The sequence below is a fragment of the Mucilaginibacter inviolabilis genome (assembly GCF_011089895.1).
In the GTDB taxonomy this organism is placed as follows: domain Bacteria; phylum Bacteroidota; class Bacteroidia; order Sphingobacteriales; family Sphingobacteriaceae; genus Mucilaginibacter; species Mucilaginibacter inviolabilis.
This window is the reverse complement of record NZ_JAANAT010000003.1, coordinates 193,252-209,228: the sequence shown is the minus strand read 5'-3', so window position 1 is coordinate 209,228 and position 15,977 is coordinate 193,252. Positions and strand designations below refer to the sequence as shown.

The following is a 15,977-nucleotide window of genomic DNA, read 5'->3' as shown; positions in this document are numbered from 1 at the left end:
TATAGACTCTATAATTAATTCGTGCAATTCGATGGTATTAGTAAAATTTGTGCTTATTGTAATTCGATGCCATTCGTGTAATTAGTGCTATCTAAAATCGCAGCTGGCCAGGTGATCGTTCACCATACCCGTTGCCTGCATATACGCATAGCATATGGTAGTACCAAAAAATTTAAAGCCGCGTTTTTTCATATCCTTACTAATGGCATCAGATATGGGTGTACTGGCAGGTACACCCCGTTCCGGGTGATTGATGATCGGTTTGCCATCGGGCATAAAACTATAGAGGTATTTATCAAACGAGCCAAACTCCTGCTGCACTTTGATAAACAACTGTGCATTGGTGATGGCAGTCAGAATTTTTAAGCGGTTACGGATAATACCGGCATCCTGCATCAGGCGCTCCACATCGGCATCGGTAAAGGCGGCTACTTTTTTTACGTCGAACCCGGCAAAAGCTTTGCAATAGTTTTCGCGGCGGCGTAAAATAGTGATCCAGCTTAAACCTGCCTGTGCCGATTCCAGTATCAAAAACTCAAACAGTATCTTATCATTATGAACTTCTTTTCCCCATTCTTCGTCATGATATTTCATGTACAAAGGATCGGTGCCGGCCCAGGTGCAGCGTTTTAAGTCGATATCATTCATAATCAGTGTATTTAGACCTTGCAACCAGTGTAATCAGTGAAAACTTGTTTATTTTTTGACTTTGCAGAACATTTATTACCTGTTTTATCAATGTGTAGCTTGTGTTTTTATCAGCTTTTATATTGATTCTCATAGGACTACCATGCTGTGTCGCATAAGCCTTTCTTGCCGCATATAGCCAGTTAAACAACTCGTTACTTACGGTATCAATACTTATGCCTTTCTGTGTATAGTAACTCTGAGGATCATAATAGCTTTTGATATAATTTTTAAGCTCATGAACAGGGCTACCAATTACATCAGTCGTTCCAAATTTTGACATTTCGGCAGATGAAAAAGAAATGCCGTACCGGATTCCTATTTGTTTTAATGTTTGCTCCCTCAGGCTGCTGTCTGGAAGCTCCAGCATCACTTTCCCTTGTGCTATCAATATAGTGGCTCCATCATTAACAAAACTATCTGCTATTAGATTTGAAGATGTTAATGGTGGGTTAATATCTATAGGGCACCTAACCACAGGCCTTCCGCTCATAAAAAATCTTAACATTACTAATATGAGCAAGATATTGACGATTGGCAGCACATCAACAGGGAACACATTCCGGGATAATTTAGACTTATACATGGCTCAGGTTGATTTAGGATATTAAATATACGTATGTATGGCTATTTTATTACATCTAAATCAATCTGTTACTCCATCCGCGTAAATTGTTGATAATACCTTAGAACTTAAAGCCTGTTAAGCCTCATTCATCAGCTCATCCCAATACTCCACAGCCCTGCGGTAATGGGGAATCACGATGGAGCCGCCTACCAGATTGGCTATCATAAATACCTCGTTCAGTTCATCGCTGTTTACGCCGGCTGCATGGCACTTGCCCAGGTGATATTTGATACAATCGTCGCAACGGAGAACCATACTGGCTACCAGACCCAGCATTTCTTTGGTTTTAACATCTAATGCACCATCGGCATAGCTGGTGGTATCCAGCGCGAAAAAGCGTTTAATATTGGTGTTGGCGGTTTTCATGACCCTGTCGTTCATCTTGGTACGATAGGCGTCAAATTCTTCTACGAGTTTTCCCACGGGAGTTTTAATTATTGAGTTATTGAATTAGATGATGTCTAAAAAACTTTTTAAAGGTATAATTTTAACACTTTTTGAGCCAAAAAGGAGGCAAAACCGGGTCAAAAACCATCCAAAAACTATTCAAAAACATCTATTTTAACACTTTTTAACAAATTCTTGATGTGTTTTGAAAGGTTTAAAAAGTAACAAATAATTGGCTGTAAGGCGCTTGCACACCAAACAGTCGTTTTTTGTTATCTTTTTCTTTCAACTAAACAGCCCGGCTTTATAAAAAAAGACCGGGCTGTTATCTACACAAATTTACTAAACTAATTAGCAAATACAAATACTTTTTACTTTATAATAATGGAGTTATCGGCATTTTTTATTGTTTGCTTTATCCTAATTTTACTGCTGAATTTATCCTCTGTTCATGATCAACTTTAAGCGAACCGACCATATACACATTTGCGTTCCACCAGACAGACTGGAAGAGGCCCGGTTGTTTTATACCAATATTATCGGGCTCGAGCTAACGGAACGCCCGGGAGTATTTTCGTCGGCAGGGTATTGGTTCAGGATAGCGGATATCGAGCTGCATATAGGGGTAGAGGAAAGTCATCCCCGTTCTATCAGGCATACGGCTTTTGAAGTGGGCGATGTGCAGGCCGCGCGCATATACCTGGAAAAACAGGGATTGGAAATCATGGAAGAGCCCTTGATTACCGGCCGGGAACGCTTTGCTTTCATCGATCCTTTTGGCAACCGGATGGAACTGCTACAGCTGCTGTAGCAGCTTAGCTTTTACTCTTTAGTATTGCTCAAAGTGCTCTTTCATCACTTTTTCCTCCTGTCTTATCCGGATGATCAGCGGGATAAGATAAATCGGGAAGCCTATGATCAAAGTAAACCAGGCATGAAAAACAAGCGCTATACCAATAAGCTCGGGTATAATATTCAGGAAATAATTGGGATGCTTTACAAACCTGAACAGCGCGTTGGTATTCAAGACATGATATTGCTTTGGTGCAATGATCAGCTTAACTGTCCATACATGCCTGATGGCGTAAATAACATAATAAAGCACTGCTATAGCTGCAATATAAATAATGAGCCCATAGGTAGTGAGGTTGTCGGTATAAAAAGCTCCTTTGGTATAACCTTCAACCAGGCAGGCAGCGTAATAGGCAAAATGGAATAATACCAATACAGTTGAATTGGATTTGCCATATTCCACAGCGCCCAGCTTTTTTAATTTTTTTTCATTTCGTGCCGAAATAAAAATGGTGATCAATCGTAAAAAAAATACGATGTAAAATAAAACATTCAGGGGTATCATAAAAAACTAATATTGATTTTAAATTATAAGGCCAGTTCGATGCTCGGATCCCAGTATACGGTTTTAAACTCCTGCACTTGGTCGTCTTTTACTTTTACGCCTTCGCTTTCCAGCAGTTCGGCCATGAGGTTGCCGCCGAAATGAAACTTAGCCGTAAGCAAGCCCTGGCGGTTCACTACCCGGTGCGCGGGCACTTTGGGTACTACTTTAGCCGTAGCTTGCAGCGCATAGCCCACCATACGCGATGAGCCTTTGGTGCCCAGGTAGCTTGCAATAGCACCAAAAGAGGTTACCCTTCCCACCGGAATAAGCCGGACTACCTGGTATACTTTATCGAAGAAATTAATATCGTCCATGATAAAAAGCTTAAAACTCAAAGCATAAGGCTTAAAGCTAAGATCTGATTTACAACCGCATGTCATTGCGAGGCACGAAGCAATCTCCTCGCGTTCTCTTCGGGAAGAATAGCTACGAGATTGCTTCGTCGTTCCTCCTCGCAATGACACATTTTTTATATTATCAAATAATCTTAACTTTCCTACCTATGCAAATGAGAACTTAAGGTAGTTAATGTTCTTATTATCCTTTAAATATTTTTTTTCGTAATAAGTTTTAATGGATAGCACCTCATCGGCATAAGGCGAATGATACAGATCTTCGGTTCTGATGTGGAGTTTGAGTTTTAGCTCTTCTATCTTTTCGGCTGTGTAGGCATGTAAGCCGTCGTTATCAGTTTTTAAGTTTACACAACCGCCCGGTTTTAATATTTCGATATACTTATCCAAAAAACGGGGAGAGGTAAGGCGCTTTTTTTCGCGGCTCAGCTGGGGCTGCGGGTCGGGAAAAGTTATCCAGATCTCGTCTATCTCGCCAGGGGCAAAATAATCCAGCAGGTTTTCTATCTGTATACGCAAAAAGGCCACATTGGGTACATTTTCTTCCAGCGCGGTTTTGGCACCGCGCCAAATGCGGTTGCCTTTATAATCAATACCAATAAAATTTTTATCGGGAAACAGCGTGGCCAGGTTCACTGTGTATTCACCTTTACCGCAGGCCAGCTCCAGCACTACCGGGTTATTGTTTTTAAAAAAACCCTTACTCCATTCGCCTTTAAAAGGTTTGCCGGCATCCAATTGTAATACATTGCTAAAGGTGTCAATTTCAGCAAAGCGCTTTAATTTATCTTTTCCCACTTTTTTAAATAAAGTGCAAAAATAGGCTTTTCTACAAACTGTGAAAATTTGGAATATTTTAACAGGATCGGGCAGCAGGTTACATCACCACCGGCGGCGGTACATTGGGCATACTTTTTTTAGGCGAAGTTTCCGGTTTACTTGTAATAACCGAATGAACTACCGACTTTACCTTATCCCATAAACCATGTATCGCATCGCCACTAATATAGTTGGATGCTTTTTGTGATACCAGTCCAACCAATGTTTTGACTAAGAAGTTAGAGCGTTTGAACAGCGTTTTATTTAAGGTTACCGGCAATACTATTCTGGATAGCAGACCAAAAAAGTCCTGGTTAAAAATACCCGGATGATCCCCGCTATCGCCTCTGTTACCTGAATTAAGTAAGGACATCAAGCTGGCAAATATGGCCGAAGGGCTGTTAAAACGTTTGGCCAGTTCTTCGCCCTGCCGTAATTCAATAACGCGCATTCTCGCAATCTCTTCCTGCAGATCTGTAATATTTTTTATTGAAACGTCCATACTTTATTTTTTAAACAGTTTTTGTATGAAAAGGTTAATCAACGGCTTTTCAATACGCTCTTTATTGAGCTTTACAACAACGGCTATTATTAAATAAATAAGAGCTACACAGCCAAAGCCTTCCCAATCTGAATTTAACAAGTAAGCCAGATAAAAGGCTAAAGTAAGACTGGCAAACATAAAAGCCAGCACCATGCTTACCGCGGTAATAACATCCGTGATCATGCTGGCTAAAATTGAAGTTCCACCTTCAATAGCCTCATATTTCAAAAGCTTAAAACGCGTTTCGGCATATTCCTTCAGCTGGTCAACAATGGGAGGTAGTGGTGGTGGTGTTTCTTTTTTGGCTTCCATAGATGTAGTTTTATAGGGAATCAAGTAGTTAGTATCAAGTATCACGACAGCTGCACTTTAAGGCGTTTACAAAAAAAGTCTTGATACTTGATACTAACTACTTGATACTAAAAAATAAATTAAGCGTGTTCCAGATCGTCCTGATACTCTTCTTCGGCCCCTCTGATCTTTGATTTTATATTTTCAACCACCTTATCTTTTAACCCAACCAGGTTATCAATTTCGGCTGCTGCTGTATCTTTTATTGATTCGCCCAGGTTTTTTAATGATTCAGTTAGCTTGTCGCGTGTTTCGTTACCTTTATCTGGCGCAAACAAAATTCCCAGGGCTGCTCCTGCTGCCAAACCTGCAAGCAATGCAACAACTACTTTTGTGTTATCATTCATTGTAATATAATTTTAAGTTGAACATTCTTTTTTTAGAGCCAGTTTTCAGTGCCTGTTGTCTGAATCTACTGTCAATTTTCTTTTACCTGATCTGGGTATCTCGCACCTCTCGCTCCGGCTCTCACACCATACGCTTATACCCGAACCGCAATATATAGATTAAATATCCTGCCAAATATTACAGATCGGTCAATTTTTCTGCAATTTCTGTATAATTTATTTTTTTAACTCCCAATAGTGTTTTGCTTGATGTTCACAAAACTATTCAATTCAAACTGTCAGTTTTCGGGTGATGACTGTATCCGTTCCAATCTGTCGGCTGCCATTCTGTTCGTTTCGTATATCTCCAGCAATAATAAAAAATAGGACAATAATACCGGTCCGAAAACAAGGCCTAATATCCCAAAAAGCGGCAAGCCGATAAATACACCTACAACAGATATAATTGGGTGTGTATTGGCTATGCGCTTATTGATGATCATGCGTAAAACATTATCAATATTGCCAATAACCAGCAGGCCATAAATCAGCAACAAAACTCCTTTTAATGTATGTCCCTGCGCAAACAGCAAAATACTGGCGGGTATAGAAAGCGTTGGCGCCCCTACCACCGGCAAAAAGGATATGAAAGCGCCTATTACACCCCAAAACACCGCATCGGGTATTCCAAACAGGTAAAAGCCAATAGCCAGCAGCGTGCCTTGTATAACGGCTATTATTCCCTGTCCTAAAACGTTAGAATAGGTAGAATCGCGTAGGGCCGATGCAAATTTTAATGCATGCTGTTCACGAAATGGGGCATATTTTAATAAACCGGCCTCAAATTCACGTATTTGCGTGAGCATAAAGTATAACAAAAAGTACAGCACCAATAAGGTGATAATGATATTGGCCGCGCTGCTTAATATGGATGGAAAAAGTTCGGTACCAAATGAGCCTAATTTTTGAAGTGTATTTTCGGCAAAACGGGGCTGGTTAAGATTGGCTGCCGCAAACGCGTCGATTTTAGACGTCCACTGCTCAATAGGTAGCGATTTAATGTTGATGCTGGATATTTTACCCACCACCATGATACTTAATAACAGGAAGGGGATTACAATAACCACCAGCGAAGAAAATATGATAAGCAAAGCCACTGCTACCCGGCTCCATCCTTTTTTTTCGACCAGGTACAGATACAGTGGCCTGAAGATGGTGAACAATACAATAGCCCCTAATATGGAACTGAATAAACCACTTAGTGCGTACAACAAAAAACAACCCAGTACAATGATACTTACCAGGATAATGTTATTACGTTGCTTATAGTTAAAAATTGACATTGGGTATCAGGTTTGGGTATCAGGTATCAGGACTTTAATTGTACAGATACGCACTAAAATTGTTTGGATAATGTTTTATCATTCGGATACCGCGCATTGTGTACCAATTTACAAATATCTTGATACTTGTTGCCAGTTACCTCATACTAAAAAAAGCTAATCTGTACTGTTTAGTATATTGTTTATCTGCGTTGAGCTTGTTAAAATAGTATCCAGATAAAATAAACAATCTTCAGAAAGATCGGGGATCTCATACTTCAGCTGCTCCAGCGCCAAATGAATATTGGAAAGCTGGTTTTTAATATCATGCTTTAGCTTACGCAAGTTGTCGTTATTACCCCTTGCTTGTATATTTTCCATTTTATTTCAGGTTGATGGCCTTCATCTTATTATACAAGGTTTTACGGTCGATATTTAATATTTCGGCCGCCTTGGTTTTATTAAAGTTCACCTCTCTTAAAACTTTAATAATGGTTTCGTATTCTGCTTCGAGGGCGGCGTTTTTAAGATCATGCCGTGGTTCTTTTACTTCAGGCGCTTCATTTACCTGGTTATAAGCCGGCTCAAATGAAGGCACTTTAAAGTTTGATATCTCCAGTGGCAATGCTTTCATCGTGATCTCATTATCCTCTGCCAGCAAAGCTGCCCGCCTGATCACATTTTTCAGCTCGCGTATATTGCCCGGCCATCTGTAATTCATAAAACAGTCAATCACTTCGGGGGCAAACGTGGTTACATTACGCCCCAGCTCATTATTGGCTATTTTTAAAAAATGCTCGGCCAATAGCATAATATCGTTACCCCGCTCGCGCAATGGCGGCATGTATATGGTAAATTCATTAAACCGATGATACAAATCTTCCCTGAACTTGCCTTTTAATATGCCATCCTGCAAACTTTCATTAGTGGCTATAATAATGCGTACATCCAGATCAATCTCTTTGGTGCTGCCTATCCTTTTTACTTTACGCTCCTGAACGGTGCGCAACAGGGCGGCCTGTATTTCGTAGGAGAGGTTGCCTACTTCATCCAAAAACAAAGTACCGCCATTGGCCATCTCAAAATGCCCTATTTTGGTATATAATGCCCCGGTAAACGATCCTTTTTCGTGACCAAAAAACTCGCTGGCAGCCAACTCCTTGGTTAAGGAACCGCAATCCATCGCAATAAATGGCTGGTTATGCCGCTGGCTGTTTAAATGTATACTTTTGGCTACCGACTCCTTACCCGTACCGCTTTCGCCCAATATAATTACGCTGTAATTGGTAGGAGCAACCAACTCTATCTGACGTTGTAACTCTTTGGATGATTTGCTGCTGCCTGCAACAAATTCGCTGGCAAACACTAACTTTTTATTGTCGCGGCTTTTTGATTTTTCGGTAACCACATTATCGTCGTCGCCGGTATCTTCAACCAGGGCGTAGTGCGTTTCAACAGCCTTATTAATGGTATTTAATATTTCGTCGGGATATAATGGCTTGGTGATATAATCATACGCGCCCATTTTTATCAGCTCAACAGCCATCTTAATATCCGAGTAACCCGTAATAATAATAACCCCGGTTTTGGGATATTGAGTTTTGATATTTCGGAGCATTTCGCGGCCATCGGTATCTTCTAACCTAAAATCACATAGCACCAGGTTAAACTCGTCATTTTTAAGGGCTTCCATCCCGCTTGTTCCGCTAGATGCGGTGCTTACATCAAAGCCATTACGGGTTAAAAATTTAGATAGCAATAAAGCCACATTAACTTCATCATCAATGATGAGGATTTTCTTCATAAGAGCAATACTGATAACGGTAAATGTATTAAACGCGTTTAAGTTACAAACAATGTTGCTAATTTATGGAGCTTTATTTAAAAACGGGCCTTTAAACGCAAAAAAGGCACAAACAAAAAGGGCAGCCAATTGGCTGCCCTTTTTGTTAATTAGGTACATGTAGGGCCATATTAAAAGCCGTATGCTACACGCAGACCTAAGAAGCTTACTTTGCTTTGGTCAACACCAGTAGCATATTTTGTAGTTGCTTCATAACGGATACCAGCATCAATAAAGTTACCATTTGCGCTAACAGGGAATTGAACACCTACTTGCGGAGCATAAACAAATGCGGTTGATTTGTTAACACCAACATCTTTTTTGTTTAACAAGAATGCTGCACCAGCTTCGCCTTGTACGTAAAAGTTTGGAATAATAAAGTATTTTAAACCAGCTTTTACAGGGATCAATTGAAAGTTTGTAACATCATACTGACCAAGAGGACCTACCTGATTTTTCTTGCCAAAGATATTGTTGTAACCTGCGTTAACAGTAACAAATAATTGATTTGAAATAACCGGGATATCCGCTTGTACCGAACCACCTAAATTCCATTTGTAGTTATCTTTAAAGTTACCCAATGGGATACCAGCGTCAACACCAATGCTGTAACGGATACCGTTGTTGGTAGTAGTTGATGTAGAAGTTGTAGTTGGGGTAGTTGTTTGTGCTTTAGCGCCAAATGCAAATCCTGCAAATGCTAAAACAAGGGCCGAAATTTTAAATGTATTTTTCATAACAATTGTGTGTTTTTGATATATGTTTTATAAACACAATGCAAAGTAAAGCACAGAAACACATATGATTTTTCATCCAAAAGTCACGAATATTTAATCGATTGATTAACAATGATTTATTTTTTGACCAATTTGGTATTTTGGTCAGCCCATTGTAAAATTGATTTTCGACGCCCCGGTTAGTGTCAAATTAACACAGAATTAACATAGCTTTTCGGCCCGCAAAAAGCATGTTTTATGCCTGTTTTTTGCCTTTAGAGAACTTTTCATCACTTGCGGGCATATACACAGTTTTCGAAAAAGGCCTAAAATGGAATCCTGTTAACAAAATTTTAACACGCGTATTTTGTTAACAGGGAAACCTGAAGATAAAAGGAGGAGAGAAGCGCCCGGGCTATTCTCCTTTAAATACGGCTTTGCGTTTTTCTAAAAAGGCGGCAACCCCTTCTTTAAAATCTTTGGTGCCGAAGCATTTTCCAAACTGGGCTATCTCGACCCCGTAACCGTCAACCCCATCGGTAAATCCGGCGTTTACGGAGTGGATGGCAGCGGCAAGGGCCAATGGCGCCCTCAGCAATATTTTTTGCAATAACTCTTCGGCTTTAACCAACAAATCTTCGGGACAAAACACATGCGTAACCAAGCCGTATTGATGAGCTTCAACGGCGGTTATCATATCGGCTGTCAATATCATTTCCAACGCTTTGCCTTTTCCTATCAGTTGGGCCAGGCGCTGGGTACCACCATAACCGGGTATTAAGCCCAGAGTTACTTCGGGCAAACCCATTTTGGCAGTTTCCGAAGCAATACGGATGTGGCAGGCCATAGCCAGCTCCAAACCGCCACCCAATGCAAAGCCATTGATGGCCGCTATTACGGGTTTGTTACCATTGGCAATCAGGTTAAATACCTCTATTTGTCCTTTGCGGGCAAGCGCTGTACCCTCGTCGACACCCAAGCTGGCAAATTCACTGATATCGGCACCTGCTACAAAGGCTTTGGCTCCGGTTCCGGTAATAATAATACCACCAACAGCAGGATCTTTAAAAGCTGCCGTAAAAGCCACGTGCAGTTCGGCAAGGGTATCCCGGTTGAGCGCGTTAAGTTTGCTTTCGCGGTTAATGATGATGTATTGTATACGTTCTTTATTTTCTATCAGCAGATTTTGGAATTCCATAGGGTTGTTTTATTTAAAAATTACGGTGTTCATGCACCCGTTCTGTAATAATATAGTACAGTGTTTTCAGGTGATTATAAAACCATTATTGGTTGATATAAAAGTAATAAGAAACTTAAACTAATGTCAAATAATGAATTTTCTATGCCGGATAGCGGACCACATTATCGTCTGGCTAAAAACTAACCTTATAAAATTCAAACCACCTGTGGTTTTTAAAAACTTTTTAAAGTTTTATTTTAACACTTTTCTGATCGAAACAGGGGCAAAAACTGATTAAAAACGATTCAAAACTTATTCAAAAACATCGATTTTAACACTTTTTAACAAATTTTGGACGGAATTTAAAAGCTTTAAAAAGATCTACAAGATTAACTATCAAACAACTACACATCAACCAGGCGGTTTTTGAGCCTTTTTATCTCTTTAACCAAACAGCCCTGCTTACAATTTTCAAGTAAGCAGGGCTGGGTGTTGGATGTACTTAAAGATACAAAAAATGCCCGGGGTTTACGGCCCTAAACACTTAAAAAAACAATTATTGCTTTTTTAACCTGTAGGTATAACTAAATCCTGCGCCTTTTTTTACCAGGATTAAACTATCGCCTTTGATGGTTGAGGTATAGCTGCCGTTAAGTAACAGGCCCCAGTTAAAATTAGCAGTATGTATAGTGCTGTCTGTAAAAGTTACCTGGTTATCATTATTAACTACATAGCTGCCTTTGCTTAAAACACCAAAAGTGGTATTCAATGATCCCTGATAAGTTTTACCCGAAATAACAACATTGGCTGTTGTTTTAATTGCATCGGGGCCCGAAGAGGTAAACGCACCGGTATACGTTCCATCTAATTTTTTAGGGGGTGCTGATGCTTTGTCTTTAGTACAAGCAGTAAAACTTAGTGTAGCAGAAAGTAAAAGAAAAAAAATAGGGGTTTTCATAAATTTAGTTTTTTTAACCATTACGGCCATTTTATTCATGACGTAACAGTATGATGAAAAACTTTATAAAATCATCACAGATGTTCGGAAGAATCAAAACATATCATATATAGCTCATTTAGGCTAAAGCCCATGGCTATACCCTTGCAATCCGTTGGTTAAAACCAACGGCAATGAAGAATAAATCAATTAGTTTTTCATTCATTGCCGTCCCATTTATGGGGCGGACATTAGAAACATTTGATGGCTTTAGCCCAAATAACCACCTTCTACTTATAGCGTAATCACCAAACCAATTTATAACCATGTCCTCTTACAGTAATGATCTGCACATTGGGATCGGCTTTTAAATGCCCGCGGAGTTTACTGATAAAAACATCCAAACTCCGGGCGTTAAAAAAGCTGTCATCACCCCAAATGGTTTCCAGCAGCGTTTTTCGTGGTAATATATGGTGCTGGTTCTTACACAATAATCTTAAAATATCACTTTCGCGACTAGTTAATTGCCATTGATTGATACCTTGCTGAACGGTGTTTTTAAGCGGATTAAAAGTGATGCTACCTATCTGGTGGCTTTCGCCCGCAGGTTTGCCGGTATTAAGCAAACGGTTATCGCTCAGCAATACTTTAACCCGTACCACCAGTTCCTCTACACTAAAAGGTTTTTTTAAATAGTCGTTAGCTCCCGACTCAAACCCGGCTACCACATCCTTCGGCTGTGAGCGCGCGGTTAAAAATATGATTGGGATTATCTTATCTGTTTCCCGTATTCGGCGGGCTACCTCAAAGCCGTCTAGTTTTGGCATCATAATATCCAGTACCAAAATATCGGGCTTATCGCTTTTATATTTTTGTAAGGCTTGTTCGCCATTGGCGCAAAGTATTACCTCAAAGTTACTCTCTTCCAGGCTTTCGCGCACAATATGGGCCAGGGCCAGTTCATCTTCGGCCAGCAATAAGCGTATTTTACTCATGTTACATCGGTATTGATATCATAAACTGGCTACCCGTGTTCACTTCGCTGTTTACAGCCACATGGCCACCATGCGCTTCTGCAATATACTTCACATAACTTAAACCCAGCCCCGTACCTTTTACATTATGCACATTGCCGGTAGGTACCCGGTGAAATTTTTCGAAAATGCGCCCCAGGTGCGCAGCCGGGATGCCTATACCATTATCGCTTATCGAAAATATAACCATATGACCATCCCGGTATACCTCTATCCTGATATTAACCGGCTCATTGGAATATTTAACCGCATTGTCTAAAATATTCAATATGGCGTTACCGAAGTGCAGCTTATCGGCCACTATATAATCAACCCGGTCCCGATTATTATAAGTGACGATCACTGTTTTACCGGCTTTGGCTTTTTCGGCAGTTATCAGCTCGTTCATCAGGGCATCAACCGCTATCTTTTCTTTTAGTAGTGTTATTTTATCACGTTCAAAGGCAGCCACATCAAGCACTTTACTTACCAATTCGTTTAGTTTGGTCAGCTCGTTTCTGGAAGTTTGCAAATAGCGCTGCGTTTTTTCGGGGTCATTCTGTGCATTGAATTTTTGCAATCCTTCAATAGCTACGGTAATGGTAGCTATGGGCGTTTTTAATTCATGCGTCATGTTATTGATAAAATCGTCTTTTAATTCGCCCAATACTTTTTGCTGATTGAGGGTTCGGACGATATAATAAAAGCAATAAATGGTGAACAATACCAGGAATGCCGATAATACCAGGGTGATCATCATGCCTTTGATTATGGCATATTGCGGGTTGCGGATTGTTGCCTTTGCATACAACGTAAATTCATCCTGCCGGGTGTAATGAGTTAAAAGGAATATAAAGCCATGATATTGATAAACGTTTTCATTGGTTTCGCCATCATGGAAATTGAAATCTTGCGGCGACTGTCCTTTGTTGGATAAGCTTAAAATAAACGGCGCATCAATATTCATTTTATGTAATTCTCCAGTAAAATACCGGCTTAGTTTTAAACTATCAGTCTGTTTATAATTGGGGGGCAATGCATAAATGCCCTCTTTGGGTAGCGGCCATTTACTGCCAGGAATATCTGGATGCGTTTTTATAAATGTGGATAATTCCGATGAAGGATGCATAGCGTCGTCGATACCTAAAAATGTGGTGAGCTCCATCATTAAAGTCGGAACATAAAAAGACATTTCCGTTAGCACCTCCGGAACAGTGGCTTTGTGATTGATATTAGCCCGGTAATAGTTATAGGTATGTGCGTCTGTTTGAAACGGATTGCTATTTACGGAGCCATGAAATGAGAAATTAATATTAAGTACCGGGTTTGCGTTGTTGTTTGGAGTATTTGCTTTTGAAGGGGTATCGATGGTAATAACGCTGCTGGGATCAGAAAGCCGCTTTACCAATACGGTGCGAATCGAGTCAAAGTAGTCTTTTTTGCAACGGTCCATGGCAAGCTGCATAGCGACTATTACTTTGCCATCAAATATTTTTTTATTGATGGAATAAGCATTACTAGTCCAGTACAGTTGAAAAATAACGATGCCGGCTAACGATATGGTTATTAAGATAAATACGATTTTAAGTTTCCTTTTCATGATTAATGGATTGATGAAGATAAAAGTAAATACATCAATATCTGCCCGTACTTTCTGTTAACATTGCTTAACATTAAATAATAAAAATTAAGATTGGTGGGTTACAATTCCCCTCTTGAGAGGGCAATAGCCATGGTTAGACACATAGATCAATAATATCATAAAGGGGCGTTGTCACCCTGAGCTCCGTCGAAGGGTAGGGCGCAGAAGCCCGCCCACCATGCTTCGACGGAGCTCAGCATGACAGCCTTTCTTGGCAAATGTCTAATGATGGGCTACTACCCTTGAGAGGGGGCGCGTGGGGTTGTGTAGTAGCAGGGGTGTGTTTATATGTTATGCTTATCGTCTGTACTCCTCCCTGCTTTAAGTCAAATCGCATAGTAGACTCACCCGGTCTACGCTTCGCTGGCCCACCCTCTCTTCGCCTGAGGCGGAAAGAGGGAAGTATGGATTTTTGGAGTAAGGAACAAAGATTTTTTTTATTCGGTCCTTGTTCTTTGTTCCAAAAATCATTGTTCTTTTACTCTTCTATGCGCGAAGCGGAGAGAGGGGTGACGAGCGCAGCGATGTCGGGGTGAGTCGACAATCATCTCTAAAAATAAATTTTAACTTTGCCTTCCTTATGATCAGTGCGGCAACTCCATTTACTTTACTCGGGCAAAACCTGTTGTTACTTCCACAAAAAGCCATTTATTGGGAGCAGCAAAAAGCCCTCATTATTGCCGATGTACATTTTGGTAAGGTTGGGCATTTCCGTAAAGCGGGTATTGCCATTCCGCGGGATATGGAGCAAAGCGACCTGGCTAACCTGTCTGATCTGATCCATGAATATCAACCTCAAAAACTACTGTTCCTGGGCGATCTTTTCCACAGCGATATGAATAACGATTGGGATTGGTTTATCCTGTGGCGAAGCCAGTTTCCCGGTTTGCAGATTATTTTGGTACGAGGTAACCATGATATCATTCCCGACAAACACTACCGGCAATTAGATATTGAGCTGCATGATGAATTGTTATTACACCCTTTTTTAATGCAGCACCACCCGCTGGCCGATGAGCAATTACCAAATGCAGGAGGCTATGTTTTTTGCGGACATATACACCCGGGAGTTAACTTAAGCGGCCGCGGCAGGCAATCCATTACGCTGCCTTGCTTTGCTTTCGGAAGTAAACAGGCGGTACTACCATCGTTTGGGCAGTTTACGGGTAAGGTGGCCATCCGCAATCAAAAAACCGACAAGATATTTGCGGTTTTGAAAGATAAGGTGATGGCGATTGAATGAGGATAAACATATGTACCAGGCAATAAAACAGCAAAGCCTTGAAAACCAAGATCATAATATTATTAATGCCACTCATGATGGGGTCGAACGGCTTTCAAAGAAAGATTATTGTACGTACAAGGGTTACCGCAATTAAAATAATAAGACAAGGTTATACTTTAATGCCGACAGACAGTATAATTAAATATAACCACAAAAGCTACCTGGTAAAAACCATAGAAAAATTCGACAATAACGGAAAGATTACTACTGTGCTGTTTTGGAAGCCATTAGGATACCTTGAGTTTAAGGAAGAAGAATTCTCAAAACTAAACCACTTTTTGGAAGAAAATAATCTGACTCCAAAGTTAGATGTAACACTACTTAATCATAGTTATATTAAAGTTGGATCAGACTCCTTAAAATACGAATTGAATAAATCAGGTGATCTTTACTACCAAGATAAAACAAACAGCAAGATCTTATATGTGATAACGCCAGCTAAAGATTAAAAGACATGGTACTGTCTAATGATTAACGTGCCTTGCTAAGTATTGCTTAGTGGTTAGGTATATACTACTTATTTATATATCGCGCTCAATCATGTA

At 40.2% G+C, this 15,977-nt stretch carries 20 protein-coding genes; 3 read left to right on the top strand and 17 right to left on the bottom strand.

Annotated features, from left to right (window positions below; translation table 11 throughout):
* Window positions 1–87: 87 nt before the first annotated feature.
* The 3 genes from G7092_RS20965 to G7092_RS20955 form a co-directional block, all read right to left on the bottom strand.
* On the bottom strand, window positions 88–648 hold the full coding sequence (locus tag G7092_RS20965; RefSeq protein ID WP_166092116.1) for a DNA-3-methyladenine glycosylase I: 561 nt from the start codon (window positions 646–648) through the stop codon (window positions 88–90).
* Window positions 641–1,273 (bottom strand): hypothetical protein, encoded by a 633-nt coding sequence (locus G7092_RS20960; protein WP_166092114.1) that lies wholly within the window; start codon window positions 1,271–1,273, stop codon window positions 641–643. Before G7092_RS20960 ends, G7092_RS20965 begins: the two co-directional genes overlap by 8 nt.
* Before the next feature lie 117 nt (window positions 1,274–1,390).
* On the bottom strand, window positions 1,391–1,738 hold the full coding sequence (locus tag G7092_RS20955) for a carboxymuconolactone decarboxylase family protein (protein ID WP_166092110.1): 348 nt from the start codon (window positions 1,736–1,738) through the stop codon (window positions 1,391–1,393).
* Window positions 1,739–2,153: 415 nt separating this feature from the next.
* On the opposite strand from G7092_RS20955, the gene G7092_RS20950 reads away from it, so the two are divergent.
* The gene (locus G7092_RS20950) at window positions 2,154–2,513 is read left to right on the top strand and encodes a VOC family protein (protein WP_166092108.1); all 360 of its coding nucleotides are present in this window, start codon (window positions 2,154–2,156) and stop codon (window positions 2,511–2,513) included.
* 18 nt (window positions 2,514–2,531) lie between these two features.
* On the opposite strand, the gene G7092_RS20945 is transcribed toward G7092_RS20950, so the two are convergent.
* From G7092_RS20945 to G7092_RS20880, 14 genes are all read right to left on the bottom strand, one after another.
* Complete coding sequence (locus tag G7092_RS20945; RefSeq protein WP_166092105.1) at window positions 2,532–3,059, bottom strand: isoprenylcysteine carboxyl methyltransferase family protein; 528 nt, start codon at window positions 3,057–3,059, stop codon at window positions 2,532–2,534.
* Window positions 3,060–3,082: 23 nt separating this feature from the next.
* Window positions 3,083–3,415, bottom strand: coding sequence for an MGMT family protein (locus G7092_RS20940; RefSeq protein WP_166092103.1), 333 nt, complete (start codon window positions 3,413–3,415; stop codon window positions 3,083–3,085).
* Window positions 3,416–3,601: 186 nt separating this feature from the next.
* Complete coding sequence (gene trmB, locus G7092_RS20935) at window positions 3,602–4,252, bottom strand: tRNA (guanosine(46)-N7)-methyltransferase TrmB (RefSeq protein ID WP_166092101.1); 651 nt, start codon at window positions 4,250–4,252, stop codon at window positions 3,602–3,604.
* 79 nt (window positions 4,253–4,331) lie between these two features.
* Window positions 4,332–4,775 (bottom strand): hypothetical protein, encoded by a 444-nt coding sequence (locus G7092_RS20930; protein ID WP_166092098.1) that lies wholly within the window; start codon window positions 4,773–4,775, stop codon window positions 4,332–4,334.
* Window positions 4,776–4,778: 3 nt separating this feature from the next.
* A complete protein-coding gene (locus G7092_RS20925; RefSeq protein WP_076371280.1) occupies window positions 4,779–5,129 on the bottom strand; it encodes a phage holin family protein in 351 nt (116 codons plus the stop codon).
* 119 nt (window positions 5,130–5,248) lie between these two features.
* Window positions 5,249–5,515 carry a YtxH domain-containing protein gene (locus G7092_RS20920; RefSeq protein ID WP_076371278.1) on the bottom strand — a complete coding sequence of 89 codons (267 nt, stop codon included), beginning with the start codon at window positions 5,513–5,515 and terminating at the stop codon, window positions 5,249–5,251.
* Between the two features lie 278 nt (window positions 5,516–5,793).
* The gene (locus tag G7092_RS20915; protein WP_166092096.1) at window positions 5,794–6,837 is read right to left on the bottom strand and encodes an AI-2E family transporter; all 1,044 of its coding nucleotides are present in this window, start codon (window positions 6,835–6,837) and stop codon (window positions 5,794–5,796) included.
* Window positions 6,838–6,993: 156 nt separating this feature from the next.
* The gene (locus tag G7092_RS20910; protein WP_166092094.1) at window positions 6,994–7,197 is read right to left on the bottom strand and encodes a hypothetical protein; all 204 of its coding nucleotides are present in this window, start codon (window positions 7,195–7,197) and stop codon (window positions 6,994–6,996) included.
* Window position 7,198: 1 nt separating this feature from the next.
* Window positions 7,199–8,620, bottom strand: a complete 1,422-nt coding sequence (locus G7092_RS20905; RefSeq protein WP_166092091.1) for a sigma-54-dependent transcriptional regulator — start codon at window positions 8,618–8,620, stop codon at window positions 7,199–7,201.
* Between the two features lie 170 nt (window positions 8,621–8,790).
* Entirely contained in the window at window positions 8,791–9,396 is a 606-nt protein-coding gene (locus G7092_RS20900) for a hypothetical protein (protein ID WP_166092088.1), read from the bottom strand.
* A gap of 394 nt (window positions 9,397–9,790) precedes the next feature.
* Window positions 9,791–10,573, bottom strand: a complete 783-nt coding sequence (locus G7092_RS20895; RefSeq protein WP_166092085.1) for an enoyl-CoA hydratase/isomerase family protein — start codon at window positions 10,571–10,573, stop codon at window positions 9,791–9,793.
* 538 nt (window positions 10,574–11,111) lie between these two features.
* Window positions 11,112–11,513 (bottom strand): hypothetical protein, encoded by a 402-nt coding sequence (locus G7092_RS20890; RefSeq protein WP_166092082.1) that lies wholly within the window; start codon window positions 11,511–11,513, stop codon window positions 11,112–11,114.
* A 284-nt stretch (window positions 11,514–11,797) separates the two neighbouring features.
* Window positions 11,798–12,487: a response regulator transcription factor gene (locus tag G7092_RS20885; protein ID WP_166092080.1), complete on the bottom strand. Its 690-nt coding sequence runs from the start codon at window positions 12,485–12,487 to the stop codon at window positions 11,798–11,800.
* 1 nt (window position 12,488) lies between these two features.
* Window positions 12,489–14,105 (bottom strand): sensor histidine kinase, encoded by a 1,617-nt coding sequence (locus G7092_RS20880; RefSeq protein ID WP_166092077.1) that lies wholly within the window; start codon window positions 14,103–14,105, stop codon window positions 12,489–12,491.
* Window positions 14,106–14,727: 622 nt separating this feature from the next.
* Between G7092_RS20880 and pdeM the strand changes: the two genes are divergently transcribed.
* Both pdeM and G7092_RS20870 read left to right on the top strand, forming a co-directional pair.
* On the top strand, window positions 14,728–15,390 hold the full coding sequence (gene pdeM, locus G7092_RS20875; RefSeq protein ID WP_166092075.1) for a ligase-associated DNA damage response endonuclease PdeM: 663 nt from the start codon (window positions 14,728–14,730) through the stop codon (window positions 15,388–15,390).
* A 38-nt stretch (window positions 15,391–15,428) separates the two neighbouring features.
* A complete protein-coding gene (locus G7092_RS20870; protein WP_166092073.1) occupies window positions 15,429–15,881 on the top strand; it encodes a hypothetical protein in 453 nt (150 codons plus the stop codon).
* Window positions 15,882–15,977 lie beyond the last annotated feature (96 nt).